The organism is Vibrio navarrensis (assembly GCF_015767675.1).
Lineage (GTDB): Bacteria > Pseudomonadota > Gammaproteobacteria > Enterobacterales > Vibrionaceae > Vibrio.
Map to the genome: position 1 here is coordinate 2942713 of NZ_CP065217.1, position 22218 is coordinate 2964930.

The 22218-nt window shown below is 50.3% G+C and carries 19 protein-coding genes; 2 read left to right on the forward strand and 17 right to left on the reverse strand.

The window, feature by feature from the left end:
* Positions 1-169: 169 nt before the first annotated feature.
* Entirely contained in the window at positions 170-661 is a 492-nt protein-coding gene (pncC, locus tag I3X05_RS13820; protein ID WP_045571224.1) for a nicotinamide-nucleotide amidase, read from the reverse strand.
* A gap of 81 nt (positions 662-742) precedes the next feature.
* Between pncC and mutS the strand changes: the two genes are divergently transcribed.
* A complete protein-coding gene (gene mutS / locus I3X05_RS13825; protein ID WP_045571225.1) occupies positions 743-3304 on the forward strand; it encodes a DNA mismatch repair protein MutS in 2562 nt (853 codons plus the stop codon).
* A gap of 98 nt (positions 3305-3402) precedes the next feature.
* On the opposite strand, the gene rpoS is transcribed toward mutS, so the two are convergent.
* From rpoS to rlmD, 13 genes are all read right to left on the reverse strand, one after another.
* Positions 3403-4401 carry an RNA polymerase sigma factor RpoS gene (rpoS, locus tag I3X05_RS13830; protein WP_045571226.1) on the reverse strand — a complete coding sequence of 333 codons (999 nt, stop codon included), beginning with the start codon at positions 4399-4401 and terminating at the stop codon, positions 3403-3405.
* 86 nt (positions 4402-4487) lie between these two features.
* On the reverse strand, positions 4488-5411 hold the full coding sequence (locus I3X05_RS13835) for a peptidoglycan DD-metalloendopeptidase family protein (protein ID WP_045571227.1): 924 nt from the start codon (positions 5409-5411) through the stop codon (positions 4488-4490).
* Positions 5412-5426: 15 nt separating this feature from the next.
* Positions 5427-6053: a protein-L-isoaspartate(D-aspartate) O-methyltransferase gene (locus I3X05_RS13840; RefSeq protein ID WP_045571228.1), complete on the reverse strand. Its 627-nt coding sequence runs from the start codon at positions 6051-6053 to the stop codon at positions 5427-5429.
* Positions 6046-6822, reverse strand: coding sequence for a 5'/3'-nucleotidase SurE (gene surE, locus I3X05_RS13845; protein ID WP_045571277.1), 777 nt, complete (start codon positions 6820-6822; stop codon positions 6046-6048). Before surE ends, I3X05_RS13840 begins: the two co-directional genes overlap by 8 nt.
* A gap of 2 nt (positions 6823-6824) precedes the next feature.
* Complete coding sequence (gene truD / locus I3X05_RS13850; RefSeq protein ID WP_045571278.1) at positions 6825-7871, reverse strand: tRNA pseudouridine(13) synthase TruD; 1047 nt, start codon at positions 7869-7871, stop codon at positions 6825-6827.
* A 34-nt stretch (positions 7872-7905) separates the two neighbouring features.
* The gene (ispF, locus tag I3X05_RS13855; RefSeq protein ID WP_045571229.1) at positions 7906-8382 is read right to left on the reverse strand and encodes a 2-C-methyl-D-erythritol 2,4-cyclodiphosphate synthase; all 477 of its coding nucleotides are present in this window, start codon (positions 8380-8382) and stop codon (positions 7906-7908) included.
* A 3-nt stretch (positions 8383-8385) separates the two neighbouring features.
* Positions 8386-9090 (reverse strand): 2-C-methyl-D-erythritol 4-phosphate cytidylyltransferase, encoded by a 705-nt coding sequence (ispD, locus tag I3X05_RS13860; RefSeq protein WP_045571230.1) that lies wholly within the window; start codon positions 9088-9090, stop codon positions 8386-8388.
* A gap of 1 nt (position 9091) precedes the next feature.
* On the reverse strand, positions 9092-9373 hold the full coding sequence (ftsB, locus tag I3X05_RS13865; RefSeq protein ID WP_039430478.1) for a cell division protein FtsB: 282 nt from the start codon (positions 9371-9373) through the stop codon (positions 9092-9094).
* Between the two features lie 187 nt (positions 9374-9560).
* Positions 9561-10862: a phosphopyruvate hydratase gene (gene eno / locus I3X05_RS13870; protein WP_045571231.1), complete on the reverse strand. Its 1302-nt coding sequence runs from the start codon at positions 10860-10862 to the stop codon at positions 9561-9563.
* 77 nt (positions 10863-10939) lie between these two features.
* The gene (locus I3X05_RS13875; protein WP_045571232.1) at positions 10940-12577 is read right to left on the reverse strand and encodes a CTP synthase; all 1638 of its coding nucleotides are present in this window, start codon (positions 12575-12577) and stop codon (positions 10940-10942) included.
* Positions 12578-12779: 202 nt separating this feature from the next.
* Positions 12780-13577 carry a nucleoside triphosphate pyrophosphohydrolase gene (gene mazG, locus I3X05_RS13880; RefSeq protein ID WP_045571233.1) on the reverse strand — a complete coding sequence of 266 codons (798 nt, stop codon included), beginning with the start codon at positions 13575-13577 and terminating at the stop codon, positions 12780-12782.
* 96 nt (positions 13578-13673) lie between these two features.
* Positions 13674-15893, reverse strand: coding sequence for a GTP diphosphokinase (gene relA, locus I3X05_RS13885; RefSeq protein WP_045571234.1), 2220 nt, complete (start codon positions 15891-15893; stop codon positions 13674-13676).
* 92 nt (positions 15894-15985) lie between these two features.
* Positions 15986-17302 (reverse strand): 23S rRNA (uracil(1939)-C(5))-methyltransferase RlmD, encoded by a 1317-nt coding sequence (rlmD, locus tag I3X05_RS13890; protein WP_045571235.1) that lies wholly within the window; start codon positions 17300-17302, stop codon positions 15986-15988.
* 175 nt (positions 17303-17477) lie between these two features.
* On the opposite strand from rlmD, the gene barA reads away from it, so the two are divergent.
* Positions 17478-20270, forward strand: a complete 2793-nt coding sequence (barA, locus tag I3X05_RS13895) for a two-component sensor histidine kinase BarA (protein ID WP_045571236.1) — start codon at positions 17478-17480, stop codon at positions 20268-20270.
* Positions 20271-20339: 69 nt separating this feature from the next.
* Here barA and acpS read toward each other — a convergent pair whose 3' ends face one another.
* The 3 genes from acpS to recO are packed head-to-tail and all read right to left on the reverse strand — an operon-like array spanning position 20340 to position 22181.
* Positions 20340-20720 (reverse strand): holo-ACP synthase, encoded by a 381-nt coding sequence (gene acpS, locus I3X05_RS13900; RefSeq protein WP_039430485.1) that lies wholly within the window; start codon positions 20718-20720, stop codon positions 20340-20342.
* A 1-nt stretch (position 20721) separates the two neighbouring features.
* Positions 20722-21453, reverse strand: coding sequence for a pyridoxine 5'-phosphate synthase (gene pdxJ, locus I3X05_RS13905; RefSeq protein WP_045571237.1), 732 nt, complete (start codon positions 21451-21453; stop codon positions 20722-20724).
* On the reverse strand, positions 21450-22181 hold the full coding sequence (gene recO / locus I3X05_RS13910; protein WP_045571238.1) for a DNA repair protein RecO: 732 nt from the start codon (positions 22179-22181) through the stop codon (positions 21450-21452). Before recO ends, pdxJ begins: the two co-directional genes overlap by 4 nt.
* Positions 22182-22218 lie beyond the last annotated feature (37 nt).

Genomic DNA, 22218 nt, shown 5'->3' on the forward strand with positions numbered 1-22218 from the left:
CCGATTGTGTCGTCGCAAGGCAACCACTTAGAAAACTTTTATGCAGGCTGAATCGGCTTCATCCTGCTCAACAATTGCCAGTCATTATACTGTTGATTCATACAGTGTCCACCCCTGTATGAAAAAAAATGACCTTGATTGCCCACAGCGAGATCTTTATCGCATCCGGCTATTTGGTGACCAGATAATCGCTCACCACTTGCAGGGAGTGCAAAACCGCCGCCTGACGGATAGCGGCTCTGTCGCCAGAAAAAAGACAAGTTTCCTTTCTCAGCCAGCCACTTTTATCCAACCAAGCAAAACACACTGTGCCGACAGGTTTAATCGCCGTACCACCGTCTGGCCCGGCAATGCCGCTGATCGCTATCGCTATCGTCGCGCGTGAATAGTTTAATGCCCCTTTCGCCATTTCTTCGACAACTTCCTCGCTAACTGCACCATGCTGTTCTAGGGTTTCAGCGCTCACCCCGAGCATTTCCATTTTCGCGTCATTGCTGTAGGTGACAAACGCCCGATCAAACCAACCAGAACTGCCAGCAATGTCAGTTATCGCACTCGCAACACCACCGCCAGTACACGACTCTGCGGTCGCTAGGATCTGTTTGTGCTGTTTGAGTTGTTCGCCAAGTTGGCCCGAAAGTGTTGTGATAGAAACCGTCATTGAAATACCTGCTATCTCTTTTCGCCTGTCTGTGATTCACGTATCCTAAGCCTCATTTCAGACAAACAAAAGACCAACGACGTGAAAGCCGAACAACAACACACGCCAATGATGCAGCAATATCTCAAACTGAAAGCTGAGAATCCGGAGATCTTGCTGTTTTATCGTATGGGAGACTTCTATGAGTTGTTTTACGACGACGCGAAGCGTGCTTCCCAACTGTTAGACATCTCGTTGACCAAACGAGGTGCTTCAGCCGGTGAACCCATTCCAATGGCTGGCGTGCCATTTCATGCGGTTGAAGGGTATCTCGCCAAGCTGGTGCAATTGGGTGAATCCGTCGCCATCTGTGAGCAGATTGGCGATCCTGCCACCAGCAAAGGGCCTGTTGAACGCAAAGTGGTGCGAATTGTCACGCCCGGAACTGTGACCGACGAGGCACTGCTGTCTGAACGTCTCGATAACCTTATCGCCGCCATTTACTGCCACAATGGCAAATTTGGCTATGCCACTTTGGATGTCACTTCGGGCCGTTTTCAGCTCTCAGAACCGCAAAGCGAAGAAGCGATGGCGGCAGAGTTACAGCGCACCTCACCGCGGGAATTACTTTTTCCGGAAGATTTCGAACCTGTGCATTTAATGGCCAACCGGAAAGGCAATCGCCGCCGCCCGGTTTGGGAGTTCGAACTGGATACCGCTAAACAGCAGCTCAATCAACAATTTGCCACGCGCGATTTGGTCGGCTTTGGGGTTGAACATGCCAAGCTCGGCCTTTGTGCTGCGGGTTGTTTGATCCAGTACGTCAAAGATACCCAGCGTACCGCTCTGCCGCATATCCGCTCGCTCACTTACGATCGTCAAGATCATTCCGTGATTTTAGACGCCGCCACGCGCCGCAATCTGGAGCTAACGCAGAATCTCGCGGGAGGTACGGAAAATACCCTGTCATCAGTGTTGGATCACTGTGCGACGCCCATGGGCAGCCGCATGCTTAAACGCTGGATCCATCAACCCATGCGTGATCTCGATACGCTCAACGCGCGTTTAGACGCCATCGGTGAGATCAAAGAGCAAGCATGCTTTGCCGAGCTACAACCTATTTTCAAACAAATCGGCGACATTGAACGTATTCTCGCCCGCTTAGCACTGCGCTCAGCGCGCCCTCGAGACATGGCAAGGCTGCGACATGCAATGCAGCAACTGCCTGATTTGGAGAGCGAGCTAGCCAACCTAACTCATCCTCATTTACGTCAGTTGAGCCAAGATGCGGCTCCAATCGACGACGTTTGCCTCCTTCTTGAACAGGCGATCAAAGAGAATCCGCCAGTGGTGATCCGCGAAGGCGGAGTGATAGCCAGCGGCTACAATGCTGAACTGGATGAATGGCGCAACCTTGCCGATGGCGCAACCGAATACTTGGAGCAGCTTGAAGCCGAAGAACGCGATCGTCACGGCATCGACACCCTCAAAGTTGGCTACAACAATGTGCATGGCTTTTACATTCAAGTCAGCCGCGGCCAAAGTCATTTAGTCCCACCTCATTACGTACGCCGACAAACGCTGAAAAATGCCGAGCGCTACATTATTCCGGCGTTGAAAGAGCACGAAGACAAGGTACTCAATTCCAAATCCAAAGCGTTGGCACTGGAAAAGCAACTTTGGGAAGAACTGTTTGACCTGCTGATGCCGCATCTTGAGCGTCTGCAAAACTTGGCCAGTGCGATTGCCCAGCTTGATGTGCTGCAAAATCTCGCAGAGCGGGCAGACACGCTAGACTACTGTCGCCCCAGCTTGACCAAAGAAGCGGGCATCCACATTTCTGCTGGTCGCCATCCGGTGGTTGAGCAAGTGAGCAGTGAACCTTTTATTGCCAACCCCATTGAGCTGCATGCCCAGCGCAAAATGCTGATCATCACGGGACCAAACATGGGCGGTAAATCGACTTATATGCGCCAAACCGCGCTAATTGCGCTGCTGGCACACATTGGCTCTTACGTCCCGGCACAATCCGCAACCATCGGCTCAGTGGATCGCATTTTCACCCGCATCGGCGCTTCTGATGATCTGGCGTCTGGCCGTTCGACTTTCATGGTCGAGATGACAGAAACCGCCAATATTTTGCACAACGCAACACAAAACAGCTTGGTACTGATGGATGAGATTGGCCGCGGCACCAGCACTTACGATGGCCTCTCCCTTGCGTGGGCCAGTGCGCAGTGGCTGGCGACTCAGATTGGCGCACTCACTCTGTTTGCTACGCACTATTTTGAACTGACCGAACTCCCCAACCAACTGCCCCACTTGGCCAATGTCCATTTGGACGCGGTAGAGCATGGCGATAGTATTGCCTTTATGCATGCTGTGCAGGAAGGAGCCGCCAGCAAATCTTACGGCTTAGCGGTAGCGGGGCTCGCTGGCGTACCTAAAACGGTGATCAAAAATGCGCGGCAGAAACTGTCTCAATTAGAGCAGTTGAGCAAAGGCGATGTCACGATAAGACCAACCATGGTGGATGTAGCCAATCAGCTTAGCTTGATCCCTGAGCCTAGCGAAGTGGAACAAGCACTGGCGAGCATTGATCCTGATGATCTCACGCCACGTCAAGCTCTCGAAGCTTTGTATCGCTTGAAGAAAATGCTCTAACTCTAAGTAGGCCACCTCTTAGATAGCAAAAAGGCTATGGGGATAACTCCATAGCCTTTTCTTTTATTTTCATGCTATTGGCAAGCTCGCTTCAGGACTTAATCCATATCGACATCAAACAGGTTTTCCATGTTAAGTCCCTGTTTGACTAAGATTTCACGCAATCTGCGTAGCCCTTCAACTTGGATCTGACGCACGCGCTCACGTGTTAAACCAATCTCTTTGCCCACTTCTTCGAGAGTCGATGGCTCATAACCAAGCAATCCAAAGCGACGTGCCAACACTTCTTTCTGTTTAGGATTTAGCTCTTCTAACCAGAAAATCAGTGAGTTGCGCATATCTTCATCCTGAGTTGACACTTCAGGATCGGAGTTGTTCGCATCGGGAATAATATCCAGCAGCGCTTTTTCCCCGTCACCACCAATCGGTGTATCGACAGAGCTAATCCGCTCGTTGAGGCGCAGCATTTTGCTGACATCTTCAACCGGAATATCCAGCTGAGAAGCGATCTCTTCTGCCGTAGGTTCGTGGTCGAGTTTTTGCGACAACTCGCGTGCGGTACGCAGATAGATGTTCAGCTCTTTGACAACATGGATAGGTAAACGGATGGTCCGAGTCTGATTCATCAGTGCGCGTTCGATGGTTTGACGAATCCACCAAGTAGCGTAAGTAGAGAAGCGGAAACCGCGCTCTGGGTCAAATTTTTCCACCGCTCTGATCAGGCCAAGGTTACCCTCTTCAATCAGATCAAGTAACGCTAATCCACGGTTGCTGTAGCGGCGAGAAATCTTCACAACCAAACGTAAGTTGCTTTCAATCATACGTTTACGTGCGGCTTCATCCCCACGCAATGCACGTCGAGCGTAAAGCACTTCTTCTTCAGCGGTCAGTAGCGGTGAGAAACCGATCTCTCCGAGATAAAGCTGAGTCGCATCCAAGCTTTTGTTGCTGGCATCAAACTCTTCTCTGAGTGCGGTATTGGTATCGGAACTGTTGTCTTCTTTATCACTAACTTCGATATCAGAGTCGTTCAACTCTACATCCATTTGATCAATATCGAAATCATCAACTTTGGTTACTGCATTGCTGTTACTCATAACGCCTCCCCCTGGCGAGTTAGCAAGGCATTGTATTTAGCTATGCCGCTGCTAGTTATGTCGCAAGTTGTTTTTCAAAGTTTTCATTAAGGTAAATAGCGATTTGGATTCACCGACTTACCTTGGTAGCGGATTTCAAAGTGCAAGCGTACAGATTTGGCGCCAGAGCTACCCATGGTAGCAATTTTTTGCCCGGCTGTGACACTCTGTCCTTCCGTTACTAGCAACCGATCGTTGTGAGCGTAAGCGCTTAAGTAGTTATCATTATGTTTCACGATAATCAGATTACCGTATCCACGCAGCGCATTACCTGAATAAACTACGACTCCTGCTGCGGTTGAGACTATCGATTGACCTCGCTGTCCTGCAATATCAATCCCTTTGTTTCCTTGTTCTCCCGCAGAGAAATTCTTGATAACTCTCCCTTTTGTTGGCCACAACCACTTGGCTATTTTGTCATTATCTGGTTGGGCTGGTTTGGCTGTTGGTATAACATTTTCTTTACCTTTAGGCTCAACATACTCCTTTGATTTGGATTGTTCAACCTTCCCAGATGAATCTTTTTTAACCACTTCAAGCGGCTTTTGCTCGCTTTTTTCGATAGAGTTTTTACTCGATTTTAACGTTTCAGGAGGAGAAACTGGCACGCTTTTCGTTGGGACAACCGGCGCAGAAACTATAACTGGTGCAGCTTCGGCCAGATTGCCAAATGTGGGGGCAACGTATGCAGGCCCCCATAGTTTGAGTTTTTGCCCTGGGAAGATGGTGTACGGCGGAGAAAGGTTGTTGTAACGGATGAGATCATTTACATCTTTATTTGTGACATAAGAAATGAAATAGAGCGTGTCCCCTTTTTCCACTTCATAGTAGCTGCCTCGATAGCTGCCGCGCTCTACGGATGAGTAGTCTTTCTCTAACCCCGAAACGGGTGCAGGCGAGTGTGCTGCGCAGCCAACTAACTGCACCGCACCAAGTAAACTAACTAATTGAAATGTCCTAAAAAGGCTCACACTCACTCGCTACCCCTACGCCAGTTCGCCAGCGACTAAGGGAACAAAGTTGACGCTTTCAATCACGCTAGAGGTAATTTGATCATCACGGCGTTCAATGCACAGAAGCTGCTGCTCTTCGGTACCCACGGGGATCACCAGTCGCCCCCCTTCTGCTAATTGCTCTATTAAGGCATGTGGCACATTTTCCGCTGCCGCCGTAACAATAATGGCATCAAATGGGCCTTTACTTTCCCAACCCTGCCAGCCATCACCATGTTTGGTGGAGATATTATAGATATCCAACTGCTTAAGTCGGCGCTTCGCTTCCCATTGCAGCGCTTTAATTCGCTCAACGGAGTAGACATGATCCACCAGTAACGCCAGCACGGCGGTTTGATAACCCGAGCCCGTTCCGATCTCCAGCACTTTACTGCCCCTTTTTAGGCGTAAAAGCTCGGTCATTTTTGCCACAATGTACGGCTGAGAAATGGTCTGGCCTTGGCCAATCGGCAATGCGTTGTTGTCATAGGCCTGATGCATCATTGCCTGAGAGACAAAATTTTCCCTTGGGATACGATGAATCGCCTCTAATACCGCTTGATCTTGGATACCTTGGGCAACAAGAAAATGCACCAAACGACCTGCGTGTGGATTACTCATGGCTTGCATCCTTTAACCAATCGTCCATCGCCCGTAGCGACTCATGCGCGGTCAGATCCACTTGCAAAGGCGTAATGGACACGACACCGTACTCAATCGCAAAGAAATCCGTACCCATCCCAGCATCTTGCTCTTTCCCTGGAGGGCCGAGCCAATAAATCGTGTGACCGCGAGGATCTTGTTGTTTAATCATATTTTCAGCATGATGACGAGCGCCTAATCGGGTGACTTCCATTTGTTGCAACTGGTCAAATGGCCGATCAGGAATGTTGACGTTCAACAGACGATTGGTTGGAATGGGGCAAGTTAAATGTTGCTCAACCAACTGACGCGCGATTTTAGCCGCGCTGGAAAAATGGTGCTTGCCGACCAGAGAAAAAGCGATGGACTGAACACCGAGAAAATGTCCCTCCATTGCCGCTGCCACAGTGCCAGAATAGAGCACATCATCGCCTAGATTGGCACCGTGATTGATCCCGCTCAGCACCAGATCCGGCAAATCATCTTTTAGCAACTCATTGAGCGCAAAGTGTACGCAATCGGTCGGTGTGCCCTGAACAGAATAAACATCGTCACCAATGCGATTAACACGTAATGGTTGCTCTAACGTCAAAGAGTTTGACGCACCAGAACGGTTTCTATCTGGAGCCACAACAATCACTTGTGCTATCTCACGCAATTCATCGGCTAACGCGTTAATCCCTTCGGCAAACACGCCATCGTCATTGCTTAATAGAATCCGTAACGGTTTATTCTGCTTTTCATCCATCATTATTGGTACTCTCTTTCGAACGCTATTTCCTGCACTAATTCCCGCACAATCGAAGTCGCAAAGGAGCCTGCATCCAGTGCAAAACGTAGCGTTATCTCATCTCCAACCACTGACCAAGTGAGGTTTTGTGGTTTCAAGCTTATAGCACGTCGATCATGGCGCATGCGATTGCCGCCAATCAACGCCATCAAATCCGTTTCTTCATCCAGTATCGGCTGCTCTAGTGCCAGCGCCGAAGCTTGTGTGGGCAGTGCGTTGTCGCCCGCTAGGGCCGCACTAATCATCACCTCTCCACGTTCAAAACGCGCTTGAGCCAGAGGCAAAGTCGCTGCATCGATCGTTTCTTGCCCCGCTTGAGACAAGACAACATCCCCTTCGATCACTTGGTCAAAGATCCCTTGCTGCAAGCGAGCGGAGACGATGCGATTGAAAATCCAAGAACGTGCTGTCGATAAGTACATGCTGCGTTTATTTTGGTTGCGAGTGCGCACATTTTCTCGCCCCCAGCGGCGAGCCTCATCAAGATTATTGCCATCGCGACCAAAGCGCTGGCTACCAAAATAGTTTGGTACACCAACCTGTTGGATTCGCTCTAGGCGGCGTTCTACGTCCGCCACATCCGTCACCTCGCTTAAGGTCACCACAAACTCATTGCCGAGCAAATCGCCCGGGCGAAGTTTCTTATTGTGACGAGTCACGGCCAAAATTTCGATGCTCGGATACTGAGCGAGAAAGGCCGCAAAGTTGGGAATGCCGCCAGTAGGCAGATGCACACTCAACCATTGCTCTGTCACGGCGTGGCGATCTTTAAGGCCGGCCCAACTGACATTTTGCGATAGCACCCCGCATACTTTTGCCAACTCATTGGCGACAAAACTGGTGTTTTCCCCCGTTTTTCGGATATGCACCATCAGATGCTCACCTTCACCGGTGAAGGAAAAACCCAAATCCTCTTTGACTTGAAAGTGCTCAGGTTTGGCTTTGATTTTGGCTTGTGCCGTCGGCTTACCCGCGAGGTATGCCAAAGAAGAGAGGATATCTGTCATGCTTTTTTCCACTGCCATGCAGCTTGTAAACGATTTATTCTTTAATCAACAATACAACGGCTTCCGTTGCAATGCCTTCTTTACGTCCGGTGAAACCTAAACGTTCAGTGGTTGTCGCCTTTACATTAATATTGCCAACCTCGGTTTGCAGATCCTCTGCAATTGCTTGGCACATGGCCTCAATGTAAGGCGCCATTTTCGGCGCTTGGGCGATAATAGTGATGTCAGCATTGCCCAGACGATAGCCTTGTTCTTTCACCCGACGATAAACATCTTTCAACAATTCACGGCTGTCGGCACCTTTCCATTGATCATCGGTATCAGGGAAATGACGACCAATGTCGCCGGCGGCAATCGCGCCAAGCAAGGCATCACTGAGTGCGTGCAGGGCCACATCCCCATCCGAATGCGCGATCAACCCTTGTTCATAAGGCACTGTAACCCCGCCAATAATCACGGGGCCTTCTCCACCAAATTTGTGCACATCAAAACCATGGCCAATTCGAATCATTGTTTATCCTTCTGCTCGGCTTAAATAGAATTCCGCTAACGCCAGATCTTCTGGCTGAGTAATTTTAATATTGGTCGCTTTACCGGGAATTAAGGCGGGTTGTAGCCCTTGCCACTCCAACGCAGAGGCTTCATCGGTGATGGCCACATTATGGGCTAGTGCCTGCTCAAGCGCGACGGCCAACGTCTGAGTTTGAAACATTTGCGGCGTTAATGCGTGCCAAAGGGCATCACGAGAGACCGTATGGTCAATGTCCCGCTCTACGTTAGCGCGCTTCATCGTGTCACGCACTGGTGTGGCCAAAATTCCGCCAACTGGATGAACCAAGCAAGCGCTGATCAAGGCATCGATATCGCCAAGCGAAACACAAGGCCTCGCCGCGTCATGCACTAAAACCCATTTTGCATCTAGGTGCGTTTGAACATATTTAAGGCCAGAAAGCACCGAATCCGCGCGCTCTTTACCGCCACTGACTCGGATCACTTGCGGCGAGTTTGCTATCGGCAACTGGGCAAAATAAGGGTCATCATCGCTGATCGCCACCACCACCTTCGCGATCAACGGATGCGCTAGCAGCTTATTCAAGGTGTGTTCCAACACGGTGCGCTCACCGATGGATAAGTATTGCTTGGGACGATCGGCTTGCATCCTACTGCCCACTCCGGCAGCAGGAACTATCGCGACTAAAGATAGAGTCTTTTTCGGCATCTTATTGATTTTCCTCACCGACAAGACGGTAGAAGGTTTCTCCTTCTTTCACCATGCCGAGTTCATGTCTGGCGCGTTCTTCAATCGCATCCAACCCCTGTTTGAGATCATCAATTTCTGCATACATTTCGCTATTACGCGACTGCAACTTGCTGTTCACTTGTTGCTGAACCTCGATATCACGCTCGGTGGCGTAATAATCCGACACGCCGTTTTTACCAAACCAGAGTGTGTATTGCAGCAGCGCAAATAGCAGTGTCAAAACTAAAATAAACAGACGCATGAGTGATTTTACTTGTGGCCTATCAGGGGAAAGAGTTATGAAGCCCTTTTTATAGCACAATTAGCGGGTTGGCTCTATAGAGGGTTAGTGCAACAAGGGGAGCGCGCTCACCATAAGTTTTCCTCTAGATAAAAAAACACCCCGCAAACGCAGGGTGTTTTTAAAGCTTCAATCTAAGCGATTAGAATTAAGCTTGACCTTTAACTTCTTTAAGACCGTTGAAAGGTGCACGCTCACCTAGCGCTTCCTCGATACGGATCAGTTGGTTGTACTTAGCAACACGGTCAGAACGGCTCATAGAACCTGTCTTGATTTGACCTGCTGCAGTACCTACCGCTAGGTCAGCGATAGTTGCGTCTTCAGTTTCGCCAGAACGGTGAGAGATTACTGCTGTGTAACCTGCGTCTTTAGCCATCTTGATTGCAGCTAGAGTCTCAGTTAGAGAACCGATTTGGTTGAACTTGATCAGGATAGAGTTGGCGATGCCTTTCTCGATACCTTCTTTCAGGATCTTAGTGTTCGTTACGAACAGGTCGTCACCAACGATCTGGATTTTCTTGCCCAGTTTCTCAGTTTGGTATGCGAAACCTTCCCAGTCAGACTCGTCTAGACCGTCTTCGATAGAAACGATTGGGAACTTCTCAGTCAGCTCTTCTAGGAAGTCAGAGAAACCGTTAGAAGTGAAGATACGACCTTCGCCTTTCAGGTTGTACTCTTTCTTCTCTGCATCGTAAAACTCAGACGCTGCACAGTCCATCGCTAGAGTGATGTCAGTACCTAGAGTGTAACCTGCTGCTGCTACTGCTTCAGCAATAACTTCTAGCGCTTCAGCGTTAGATTTTAGGTTAGGAGCGAAACCACCTTCGTCACCAACAGCGGTGTTGTAACCTTTAGATTTCAGAACTTTCGCTAGGTTGTGGAATACTTCCGCGCCCATGCGAACGGCTTCTTTCAGAGTTTTCGCGCCAACTGGCTGGATCATGAACTCTTGGATGTCAACGTTGTTGTCTGCGTGCTCACCACCGTTGATGATGTTCATCATTGGTAGAGGCATAGAGAATTGACCCGCAGTGCCGTTTAGCTCAGCGATGTGCTCGTATAGAGGCATGCCTTTTGATGCAGCCGCCGCTTTCGCGTTTGCTAGAGAAACCGCTAGGATTGCGTTTGCGCCAAAGTTAGATTTGTTTTCAGTACCGTCTAGGTCGATCATGATTTGGTCAACAGTAGCTTGGTCTTTTGCATCTTTGCCAACCAGAGCATCTGCGATTGGGCCGTTTACTGCAGCAAGAGCTTTCAGTACGCCTTTACCTAGGAAACGAGCTTTGTCGCCGTCACGTAGTTCAAGCGCTTCGCGAGAACCAGTAGATGCGCCAGATGGAGCCGCAGCCATACCTACGAAACCGCCTTCTAGGTGTACTTCAGCTTCAACAGTAGGGTTACCACGTGAGTCGATGATTTCACGACCTAGAACTTTAACGATCTTAGACATTAATGTTTCCTCTCGTTTAAATATAAATGTCAAATTTAAAGGGCCGCCGCACAACCTTCGCGACCGCCCGTATCCTTTTACTTCAGTTCGCCGCGCGCATTTTCACCCGCTGCTTTGACAAAGCCAGAGAACAGTGGATGCCCGTCACGTGGCGTTGAGGTGAACTCTGGGTGGAACTGAGCCGCAACAAACCATGGATGGTTCGGGTTCTCGATCATCTCAACCAGTTTCTTGTCCGCTGACAGGCCAGAGACTTTTAGGCCCGCTTTTTCAATTTGTGGACGAAGATTATTATTCACTTCATAACGGTGGCGGTGACGTTCATGGATCGTATCGCTACCGTACAATTCGCGCGCTTTCGTGCCTTTCGCTAGGTGACATAGCTGCGAACCTAGACGCATAGTACCACCAAGATTTGATGATTCAGTGCGTTCTTCAACGTTACCTTCACTATCAACCCATTCAGTGATCAAACCAACCACAGGGTACTTGGTGTCTTTATTAAATTCTGTTGAGTGTGCTCCCTCCATACCCGCAACGTTGCGCGCGTATTCAATCAGAGCAACTTGCATACCCAAGCAAATACCTAGGTAAGGAACTTTGTTCTCACGAGCGTATTTCGCTGCTAGAATCTTGCCTTCAATGCCACGATCACCGAAGCCACCAGGAACAAGAATGGCGTCCAGTCCCTGTAGAACTTCAAAACCTTTGGTCTCTACGTCCTGTGAGTCTACATATTTAATGTTAACGCTCAAGCGGTTTTTCAGACCTGCATGTTTAAGCGCTTCGTTCACCGATTTATACGCATCTGGCAGTTCGATGTATTTGCCTACCATGCCGATGGTGACTTCACCGGTTGGGTTCGCTTCTTCGTAAATCACTTGTTCCCACTCAGACAGATCCGCGTCTGGCGCTTGGATACCAAAACGGGCACAGACCAGATCATCCAAACCTTGTGATTTGATCAACTGAGGAATTTTGTAGATAGAATCCACGTCCTTCATAGAAATGACGGCTTTTTCTGGCACGTTACAGAACAGCGCGATCTTCTTACGCTCGTTGGCGGGGACAATTCGGTCAGAGCGACAAACGAGAATGTCTGGTTGAATACCGATAGACAGCAGCTCTTTTACTGAGTGTTGAGTTGGCTTGGTTTTCACTTCACCCGCCGCCGCTAGGTAAGGCACCAGAGTCAGGTGCATGAACATGGCACGCTCACGGCCAATTTCAACCGCTAGCTGACGGATAGCTTCCATAAATGGCAGCGACTCAATATCACCCACGGTACCGCCGATCTCAACGATAGCCACATCGTGACCTTCAGCGCCTGCAATAACGCGGTCTTTAATCGAGTTGGTGATATGAGGAATAACCTGAATGGTGGCACCTAGGTAGTCACCACGACGCTCTTTCGCCAGAACGTCTGAGTAAACACGACCTGCAGTGAAGTTGTTGCGCTTAGTCATCTTAGTGCGGATGAAGCGCTCGTAGTGACCAAGGTCTAGGTCAGTTTCAGCGCCATCTTCCGTAACGAATACTTCACCGTGTTGAGTTGGGCTCATGGTGCCTGGGTCAACGTTGATGTATGGATCAAGCTTCATGATGGTCACTTTAAGACCACGTGCTTCTAAGATCGCTGCTAGGGATGCTGCTGCAATACCTTTACCTAGAGAGGATACAACCCCGCCAGTAACAAAAATGTAATTTGTCGTCATGTTTAACCTGAAATTGGTTGAATGAGGGAAATGGATTTCTTCTGGACGGGACGAAAATATACCAGAAGACCCTAACCGCCACAACGTGAAATCTATCACACGCCAATTTTTTATTTTTTGCTTCAAATCAAAGTGAACTAACAGCAATCAAGCCTGTGGCAAATTAGTTGAGCCCTTTTTTTGCCACTTTATCTGCTGATGTTTAGCCCTTCTCTTGGGCTTTGACCTGATCCCAAAACCCGTCCAATTCTTGCAAACTGCACGCGCTCAGTGTTTTGCCACACGCAGAGACTCTCTGCTCGACACCGCGAAATCGGCGAATAAACTTGAGGTTGGCTTTGGCCAGAGCCACTTCAGGGTTAACCGAAAGATGGCGGGCCAGATTGACCGTCGCAAACAGTAAGTCACCTAATTCCAACTCCACTTTGTCCGCTTGCGCATCCACTTGCAGCGCCTCTTCCATCACTTCATCCACTTCCTCGCGCACCTTGTCTACCACCGGGCCAAGTGAGTCCCAATCAAAACCGGAGCGCGCACACTTTTTCTGAATCTTTGTGGCACGTAATAATGCCGGAAGCGAAGTTGGTATTGAGTCTAGAATACTTTCTTCACTTTTGCCTGCTAAGGCTTTCTCTTTTACTTTTTCGGCTTCCCAGTTGGCATTGAGCTCCGCTTCATCCGTAAATTCCTGCTCAGCAAACACGTGCGGGTGGCGACGCGTGAGTTTCTCATTGACCGTTTCCACCACCTGTGAAAAGTCAAACAGCCCCTGTTCTTTAGCGATCTGGCTGTAAAAAATCACCTGAAACAGTAAATCGCCAAGCTCCTCTTTGAGATTGGGCCAATCTTGCTTGTGAATCGCATCCACCACTTCATAGGTTTCTTCGATAGTGTGAGGCACCACGCTGTCAAACGTTTGTTTAAGATCCCACGGGCAGCCATTTTCAGGGTCGCGCAGCTTGGCCATGATCTGTTCTAACTGCTGAATTGGATGAGTCATTTTGCTTCCTTTGTAGACAATTCGTTTTGTAAAAAATGCGTTTGTAAAAAAGGCGAGTAGTCTGCACCACTCGCCTCTCATTTAAACGATTTGCGATCAGCAGAGTCGTTTGACTGACATCACATCGCGCACTTGCTCGACCCGCTTCATGATGCGGTTGAGCACTTCGATGTTAGACACCTCAAGCTCAAAGTCCATCACATTCAGATGAGTGCGATAGTCCATTCGACTCTTCATGCTGATCACTTTAATTTTCTCGTTCGCCAGCATGGTGGTGATGTCTTTCAACAGGCCACTGCGCTCCATCGCTTCCACACGCACCGTCAGCATGTAGGAACCGACCACACCACGTCCCCAAACGGTATCTATGATCCGCTCTGGTGCGTGATGGCGCAATTCGTCCAACTGTTCACAATCGCTGCGGTGCACCGAGATGCCACGACCTTGGGTGATGTAACCGCAGATCTCATCGCCCGGGATCGGTTGGCAACAGCGCGCGAGGTGGGTCATCAGGTTATCCACACCCTCGACCACCACAGCATCTTTGCGCGGGCGACTTGGCGATGCGCCTTTGCTTTCCGCTTCCTGCAGTTTTTCTAGCGCTTGTTTGTCTTCTTCTTCCGCGGTCGGTTTATTCACCAAGGCATTGATATGGTTGACGATCTGGTTGATACGCAAATCACCACTGCCGACCCCAACATACAGCTCGTCCGACGTATTCATGTTGAAACGCTTGAGCGCGTATTGCTCCGCATCTTTCAGCGTGGCGCCAATCTTCGCCAACTCGTGCTCTAAAATCTCGCGCCCCGCTTCGAGGTTTTTCTCGCGGCTTTGTTTACGGAACCACGCGTTGATCTTGGCGCGTGCACGCCCCGAGGTAACAAACCCCAGCGATGGGTTGAGCCAATCACGCGAAGGATTCGGCTCCTTCTGGGTGATGATTTCGACCTGATCGCCCATGTGCAGTTTGTGGGTAAACGGTACGATGCGCCCGGCGACTTTGGCACCAATACAGCGATGGCCAACTTCGGAGTGAATATGATAGGCGAAATCGAGCGGCGTCGCTCCCATCGGTAAATCGACCACATCACCACGCGGAGTAAAGGCGTAGACACGATCATCAAACACCTGACTGCGCAGTTCATCGAGCATCTCACCCGAATCGGACATCTCTTCCTGCCAATCCAGCAGTTTACGTAGCCAAGTGATTTTCTCATCATAGCCGCTGCGGGCGCTGCTGCCTTCTTTGTATTTCCAGTGCGCCGCAACCCCAAGTTCAGACTCTTCATGCATCTGCTTGGTACGGATCTGGATTTCGATGGTTTTCCCTTCTGGGCCCAAGATCACCGTGTGGATCGACTGATAGCCGTTGGGTTTAGGGTTGGCGACGTAATCGTCAAACTCGCTCGGCAAATGTTTGTACTTGGTGTGCACCACACCGAGCGCGGCATAACAATCTTGCAGTTTGTCGGCAATGATGCGCACGGCGCGCACATCAAACAGCTCATCAAAGGCGAGCCCCTTCTTCTGCATTTTGCGCCAGATGCTGTAAATGTGTTTCGGTCGCCCACTGACTTCGGCTTTGATGCCGCACGTTTTCATCTCTAAAGAGAGATCTTCGACGAAATCCTTGATGTACTGCTCGCGAACGATGCGTCGCTCCGCCAGTTGCTTGGCGATCTGTTTGTAGGTGTCTGGCTGCTGGTAACGGAAGGCGTAATCTTCGATTTCCCACTTGAGCTGACCAATCCCCAAACGGTTCGCCAGCGGCGCATAGATATTGGCACACTCTTTTGCCGCCGCGCGGCGCACGTCGTCCGGCGCTTGTTTGACTTCAATCAGGTTGCAAATCCGCTCTGCGAGTTTAATCACTACGCAGCGAAAATCATCCACCATGGCCAACAACATGCGGCGGACGTTGTCCACCTGAGCTGAGCCCGCACTGCCTTCCAACGTGATGTTCAACTGACCAATGGCGGCCATTTCATCCACGCCATCAATCAGCTTAATGATCTCTTTGCTGTACTCTTCTTCCAGCGCTTCACGGGCAAAAGCACCACTTGAAACCAAAGGAAACAGCTGTGCGGCCACCAGCGTCGCTTTATCCATCGACAAGGTGACCAAGATCTCGATCATCTCGCGTCCACGCCACAACAGCAGCTCTGCCTGTTCATGGTCAGCCAAAATGGTCTGGCAGTGACGATACACTTCAATCAAGCGAGTGGAGATGTTGTTATCCTGTTTCAAGCTGGCAACCCAGCTTTCCAATTCAAACTGCTCTTTTGGGTTCAAATGTGCGCTTCTTACCGCAACCATCTTGTCATCCTAATTATTCTTTGTTCGTTTCGACTAACTGCATCCGGGTTAGTTCGCTTTGCTTCGCCTGAGTGATGACATTTTGCACTGAGTTACTTCTCAAACAGTGCCATCGACTCAAGGTGACTGGTATGTGGAAACATATCCAGCATCGCCAATTTGGTTAAGGTATAGCCCTGCGTAAGCAGGCTCTGACTGTCCCTTGCAAGGGTAGCAGGATTACACGAAACATAAACCACTCTTTTCGCACCCAATACGGATACCTGATCGATGATGCCGCTTGCACCAGCTCGAGCGGGATCGAGTAGAATTTTGTCAAACTGCTCGCTTGCCCAAGGTTGGCCGATAAAATCCGCCTCAAGATTAGCGTGAAAAAATTGCGCGTTATTGATCTGGTTCAACGCCGCGTTCTCGGCGGCATTGTTGACCATTTGTGCGACCCCTTCCACTCCGATGACTTGCTTGGCTTTGCTCGCCAAAGGCAAGCTGAAATTACCAAGGCCGCAGAAGAGATCCAGCACGCGCTCATCGGCTTGTAGCTCAAGCCATTCCAATGCTTGCGCGACCATTTTCTGGTTGATATGCGGGTTGACCTGAATAAAGTTGTTCGGCGCAAAAGGGACCTTGACTCCGCATTCCTGATAGTAAGGCTGCTCGCCAACGATGCGATCAAGCTGGTCACTTTCCGGCATGAGATAAAGTGTTAGCGCATGTTTCGTTGCAAACTGCACCAGCGCGTTTTCATCTTGCTCGGCCAACTTCGCCGTGTGACGCAGTGCCACCACCACGCCATTATCGGCCGCGACCAGTTCAACATGGCCCAAAGTTTCCGGTTTATCAAAGCCACTCAGTAGCACTTTCAGTTCAGGCAAAATCTGGTTGAGCGGCGCGGCCAATACTGGGCAAGCAGTGAGGTTCTCAATCTGCTTACTCTGTTTGCGGCGAAAGCCAAATTGCAGTTGGCGCGTTTTCTTATCCAGCATCAGGCTAAAGCGAGCACGGCGGCGATAACCTTGGTCAGGCCCGGTCACGACGGGGGCGAGTTCGATTTCTCGTCCGGCGAATTTTTTCATCAATTGCAGCAACGCCGCCTGTTTGTATTCCAACTGCGCCGGATAGTTGAGATGCTGCATGTCGCAGCCACCACATTGGCCATAGTGCGGACAAAAAGGCTCGATTCGCTGCTCACTGGCTTGCAGCACTTTAATCAGCTTGCCACGGGCGAATTTACTCTTCTCTTCCACCAGTTGCGTCACCACGGTTTCCCCCGGCAACGTTCCTTCAATAAACAGCGGTTTTTGCTTGAGATAGGCGATACCCGCGCCTTGGTTGTCCAGCCTTTCAATCTGCACTTGCAGATGCTTGAAATCCGGTTGCGTTTTCTTTTTCGGTTGGAAAAAACGTGCCATGCTCTAATGCCTGAAATAAATTGCTCAAATTTGTCCTCACAGCGTCACTATTCTTTAGCGCCGCCGTTGTACCCACAGGATGATCTGATTATGCTTGTGCGATGATTCGATTGGGTCACTTCGCTTTTTGTGACGCCTATTTTCCCATATCCCGACCTTGATGTAATTAGATAACATGACCAGATATGGCTTACGTGCCCGCGTAATTACGCTGACTCTCGCTCCGACCTTAATCATAGGTCTATTGCTCAGCAGTTTTTTCTCTTTTAATCGATATCGGGATCTGGAACGTCAGGTGATCACCACCGGTAACAGCATCATTGAGCCTTTGGCGATTGCCAGCGAACCCCATCTGTTGAGCGAAAGCCGTGAAGCGGTGCGCCGCTTGATCAGTTACGCCCATCGCAAAAACTCTGAGCTGGTGCGCAGCATCGCCGTATTTGATAGCCATCATGAGCTGTTTGTTACCTCGAACTTTCACCCCAATTTCGAATCACTGACGTTTCCCAAAGACAAGCCGATTCCGCTGCTGGGCGATTCTGAGCTGCACGACACCACCATGATCCTGCGAGTGCCGATCCTTTCCGAGGGGCACTATCTCAGCAACTTAGTCGAACCCGAGCAAGCCACGCGCGCGGTCGGTTATATCGCGGTCGAGATGGATCTCTCGTCGCTGCGCTTACAGCAATACCAAGAAGTCTTCTCCGCCTTTTTAGTGTTAATACTTGGCCTTGGTCTGGCTAGCGTGTTCGCCTCGCGCCTGATGCAAGATGTTACCCAGCCGATTACCCATATGAAAAACGTGGTGGATCGCATCCGCCGCGGCCAGTTGGACATTCGCATCGAAGGCAAAATGCATGGTGAACTGGATTCACTGAAAAACGGCATTAACGCCATGGCGGTGTCGCTCTCGGAATACCATGTTGAGATGCAGCACAGCATCGACCAAGCAACCTCCGATTTGCGCGAAACGCTTGAACAGCTGGAAATTCAGAACGTCGAACTGGATATTGCCAAAAAACGCGCCCAAGAAGCGGCGCGGGTAAAATCGGAATTTTTGGCTAACATGTCTCACGAGCTGCGCACTCCACTCAATGGTGTGATCGGCTTTACTCGCCAGATGCTCAAAACTCAGTTGACCAACAGCCAGACCGATTATCTGCAAACCATTGAAAAATCGGCCAACAACCTACTCAACATCATCAACGACATTCTCGATTTCTCTAAACTGGAAGCGGGCAAGTTGGCGCTGGAAAACATTCCGTTCGACTTCCGAGAGAGCTTGGAAGAGGTGATCAGCTTGCAAGCCACCAGCGCCCACGAAAAAGGGTTGGAGATCACCTTAAAAGTGGATCCGAAAATTCCTCCCGGTCTGGTGGGTGACCCGCTGCGTATTCAGCAAGTACTGACCAACTTAGTCGGCAACTCGATTAAGTTCACCGAAAAAGGCAACATTGATGTCAGCGTCGAAATGCGCGCCCAAGCAGGCGATGCGGTCGATCTGCAATTTATGGTGCGAGACACTGGCATCGGCATCTCAGAGCGCCAACAAGCGCAGCTCTTCCAAGCCTTTAGCCAAGCAGACGCGAGCATTTCACGTCGCTACGGCGGTACTGGGTTAGGTCTGGTTATCACGCAAAAACTGGTCAGCCAAATGGGCGGGGAAATCAGCCTCACCAGCCGTCTGCACCAAGGCTCAACCTTCTGGTTCACTCTGCGTTTGCACTCAACGCAAATGCCAATGAGTGACCTGCTCGAATCAGAGTATCTGCAAGGCAAAGAGCTATTATTGATTGAACCCAACATGCAGGCGGCGGCAGTCACGCAACAACTATTGGCGCAAGAAGGCATTCACGTGGTCTACCGCTCGACCTTGCCAGAGGAGAGCAAAACCTACGATTTCGTTCTGCTCAACTTGGCCGCCAATCAAAGCTACGACTTGCACACCATCGAAAACTGGCTTAGCCGCGCACTGCAACTTTCCGCCAACACGGTGCTCGGCATCCCTAGTACCGAACTGGCGCTGGCCGATCAACTGCTGGGGCATTTTGATGTGCAGTGTTTGACCAAACCGCTGTGCCGTCGAAAACTGCTGCAAAGCCTGATCGCCACGCAAACCGCTCAACCAGAACTTGAGCAAAGTCAGCCGGTACTGCAAGAGGATAAAGCCGCGCTCACCGTACTCGCCGTGGACGATAACCCAGCCAACCTCAAACTGATCACCGCCCTTTTAGCCGAGCGTGTAACGCACGTCGTGGCGTGCAGTTCCGGGCAAGAAGCGGTCGAGTTAGCGAGCAAAACGCCATTTGATCTGATCTTTATGGATATCCAGATGCCACAAATGGATGGGGTCACGGCTTGTAAGCAGATCAAAGAAGGAGAGCTTAATCGCCAAACTCCGGTGATTGCCGTCACCGCACATGCCATGAGCGGAGAGCGAGATCGCCTGCTCAAGGCGGGAATGGATGACTATCTGACCAAACCAATCGAAGAGCACATCTTGCAGCAGGTTCTTGTGCATTGGAATCCCAACACTTGTGATCAACAACTCAACAAAATCGGCCCTTGCTATGCCGAAGTCGACCAAGAACCAACGACAACGTCTCAAACAGAGCACAAAGCGGACGTGATTATTGATTGGCAGGCGGCGTTGAAACAGTCCGCCAACAAAGAAGACCTCGCCAAAGACATGCTCAGAATGCTGACCGAGTTTATTCCCGATGTTGAACTGGTGGTCGAACAGGCACTGGACGACAGCCAGTATCCGCGAGATGAGTTAATTCATGTCATCCACAAATTGCATGGCAGCAGCTCTTACTGCGGTGTGCCACGCCTGAAATCACTGTGCGCTACGCTAGAACACGCATTGCGTTCGGGGGTTGAGTTGGCCGAACTTGAGCCTGAATTGTTCGAGTTGCAAGATGAGATGGCCAAAGTCACCGCCACTGCGCAGTTTTATCTCAATTAGAGTGACACTCGTCTTTGAAAAGCAAGATAAAAGATGAGCAGAAGGAAAACTTCCGCTCACGATAAGCCACTACGATTCGAAGATCACGGTCGCCACCGCATAGTGGCGCTCATCGGAAATCGACAAATGGCTATGGACAACCTGTCTCTGCTCAGCGAGCTGTAACGCTTTACCGGAAAGATGCAAACAAGGCTTACCATGCTCATCATTACTGACGGTGAAATCATGAAAGGTCACACCATGAGCAATGCCCGTGCCTAAGGCTTTGGATGCCGCCTCTTTCGCCGCAAAGCGTTTGGCAAGAAAGCGCCCTTGCTGCTTCGTCGAGTGGAACACCGCCAGTTCGGATTGGCTTAGAATGCGCTCGGCAAACGCTTCGCCGCTGCGAGCGAGCGCTTTTTCCACCCGCTCGATTTCAGCAATGTCAGTGCCAAGCCCCACAATCGCCATCTTACTTACGCGCCGCAACCATGATCGCTTTCATATCCGCGACCGCTTTTTCTAGCCCGTCAAACACCGCACGACCAATGATGGCATGGCCGATGTTCAACTCGTAGATCTCTGGCAACGCGGCGATCGGTGCCACATTGTGGTAAGTGAGGCCGTGACCGGCGTTCACTGTAATACCCAAATCGGCTGCATAGCTGGCGCCAGCGGCGATTTTCTTCAGTTCGTTGAGCCGATCCGCTTCGGTTTCTGCGTCGGCATAGTGGCCGGTGTGCAACTCAATAAACGGCGCGCCACAAGCTTTCGCCGCATCAATTTGTTCACGGTCGGCATCGATAAACAGTGACACTTTAATGCCTGCGTCAGTCAGTTTTTGCGTCGCCGCTTTGACTTTCTCCAGATGACCAGCCACATCCAAACCGCCTTCGGTTGTCAGCTCTTCACGCTTTTCAGGCACCAAACAGACGTATTCCGGTTTGGTTTGCAGGGCAATTTCCACCATCTCGTCGGTGACGGCCATTTCCAGATTCATTCGCGTCTGGATGGTTTCGCTCAAAATACGCACGTCGCGATCAGTAATATGGCGGCGATCTTCACGTAGGTGAACGGTGATGCCGTCTGCGCCAGCGCGCTCGGCAATTTCTGCGGCGTGGACAGGATCAGGGTACTTGGTCCCACGGGCATTACGCAACGTTGCAACGTGATCGATGTTAACACCCAGATAAATTGAGCTCATTTTTCAATACTCCTTGCTCGGGGAATTCGTGTCTGTATGAACAATTCCCGACTTTTTAAAGGTTTGCCGCCAAGATACGGCTTTAAGGCCATACGTGTAAAGCGTTTTGCCGCTTTAAGTTGCTCTCGGGTGACAAAGCGCCGCTCACTAATCGCAATCAGTTCATTGCCGTAAAAAGTCAGATTATCCATACGTACAGAGGCAATAAACCCTTTTTGCTCACGGTAGCGGTAAGTCATGTCGGGATCGACCGGTTCACCGCTGCCTGCGCAGTGTAAAAAATCCACGCCATAGCCCATCGCCGACAGCAGCGCCAGTTCAAAGCGGCGCAAAGCGGGTTCCGGGTTGTCGTTTTGCGCCAACTCAGTTAACGCAAATAGATAATCATGAAACAACCCCGGCATCGCCACTTCCGCCGCCAAAACACGTCCAAGCAGCTCGTTAACGTACATGGCCGAATACAGGGTGATCCCCGACAGCGGTAAGCCAAGGCTGATCGGCTCGGCTTGGCGCAGAGTTTTCATTGACCCTTTACCTGACCATTTGAGCAACAGCGGGGTAAAAGGCTGCAGTGCCCCTTTGAGATTGGAACGCTTGCTACGCGCCCCTTTTGACAAAATAGTCAGCCGACCATACTCCTCGCTAAAAACGTCGAGGATCAGGCTCGATTCGCTGTAAGGGCGACGATGCAAAATAAAGCAGCGTTGTAAGCCGTCACTTGGGTTCATTATGCGACTGTTTCATCCATAAAAATAAGGAGCCAGT

What these genes read in the sequence shown, in the direction of transcription:
- ispD (WP_045571230.1), bottom strand. Translation starts at nt 9,090, where the DNA reads ATGCCGAAAAAGACTCTATCTTTAGTCGCGATAGTTCCTGCTGCCGGA.
- truD (WP_045571278.1), bottom strand. Translation starts at nt 7,871, where the DNA reads ATGACAGATATCCTCTCTTCTTTGGCATACCTCGCGGGTAAGCCGACG.
- pdxJ (WP_045571237.1), bottom strand. Translation starts at nt 21,453, where the DNA reads ATGAGCTCAATTTATCTGGGTGTTAACATCGATCACGTTGCAACGTTG.
- surE (WP_045571277.1), bottom strand. Translation starts at nt 6,822, where the DNA reads ATGGATGAAAAGCAGAATAAACCGTTACGGATTCTATTAAGCAATGAC.
- recO (WP_045571238.1), bottom strand. Translation starts at nt 22,181, where the DNA reads ATGAACCCAAGTGACGGCTTACAACGCTGCTTTATTTTGCATCGTCGC.
- rpoS (WP_045571226.1), bottom strand. Translation starts at nt 4,401, where the DNA reads ATGAGTAACAGCAATGCAGTAACCAAAGTTGATGATTTCGATATTGAT.
- eno (WP_045571231.1), bottom strand. Translation starts at nt 10,862, where the DNA reads ATGTCTAAGATCGTTAAAGTTCTAGGTCGTGAAATCATCGACTCACGT.
- mazG (WP_045571233.1), bottom strand. Translation starts at nt 13,577, where the DNA reads ATGACTCATCCAATTCAGCAGTTAGAACAGATCATGGCCAAGCTGCGC.
- ispF (WP_045571229.1), bottom strand. Translation starts at nt 8,382, where the DNA reads ATGATTCGAATTGGCCATGGTTTTGATGTGCACAAATTTGGTGGAGAA.
- relA (WP_045571234.1), bottom strand. Translation starts at nt 15,893, where the DNA reads ATGGTTGCGGTAAGAAGCGCACATTTGAACCCAAAAGAGCAGTTTGAA.
- ftsB (WP_039430478.1), bottom strand. Translation starts at nt 9,373, where the DNA reads ATGCGTCTGTTTATTTTAGTTTTGACACTGCTATTTGCGCTGCTGCAA.
- I3X05_RS13840 (WP_045571228.1), bottom strand. Translation starts at nt 6,053, where the DNA reads ATGAGTAATCCACACGCAGGTCGTTTGGTGCATTTTCTTGTTGCCCAA.
- I3X05_RS13875 (WP_045571232.1), bottom strand. Translation starts at nt 12,577, where the DNA reads ATGACGACAAATTACATTTTTGTTACTGGCGGGGTTGTATCCTCTCTA.
- acpS (WP_039430485.1), bottom strand. Translation starts at nt 20,720, where the DNA reads ATGGCGATTGTGGGGCTTGGCACTGACATTGCTGAAATCGAGCGGGTG.
- rlmD (WP_045571235.1), bottom strand. Translation starts at nt 17,302, where the DNA reads ATGGCACGTTTTTTCCAACCGAAAAAGAAAACGCAACCGGATTTCAAG.
- pncC (WP_045571224.1), bottom strand. Translation starts at nt 661, where the DNA reads ATGACGGTTTCTATCACAACACTTTCGGGCCAACTTGGCGAACAACTC.
- barA (WP_045571236.1), top strand. Translation starts at nt 17,478, where the DNA reads ATGACCAGATATGGCTTACGTGCCCGCGTAATTACGCTGACTCTCGCT.